Below are 249 nucleotides of genomic sequence, written 5' to 3' on the forward strand. Positions count from 1 at the left end.
CGGGTCGCTGCTGACCGTCGAATAGGTGTTCTCGCCGTCGGTGAGCACGATGACGACCTTGTCGTTGCCGCGCTCGCTCTCCAGCCGCCCTTCGGTGAAGGGCTCGGTGCTCGACACGGTGCGCCAGTCCCAATCATCGCTGAGCCAAACGGTGCGCCGGCTCGAGGAGCGGCTCGGGATGAGGTTGCTGACCCGCACGACGCGCAGCGTCGCTCCGACACAGGCGGGTGCGCAACTCATCGAAACCCT

General features: G+C 66.7%; 1 pseudogene. It reads left to right on the forward strand.

From position 1 onward, the window contains the following. Window positions 1–127: 127 nt before the first annotated feature. A pseudogene (locus EN738_RS36720) lies at window positions 128–249 on the forward strand (LysR family transcriptional regulator); the annotation flags it as partial.

This window comes from Mesorhizobium sp. M4B.F.Ca.ET.017.02.2.1, assembly GCF_003998955.1.
GTDB lineage: Bacteria > Pseudomonadota > Alphaproteobacteria > Rhizobiales > Rhizobiaceae > Mesorhizobium > Mesorhizobium abyssinicae.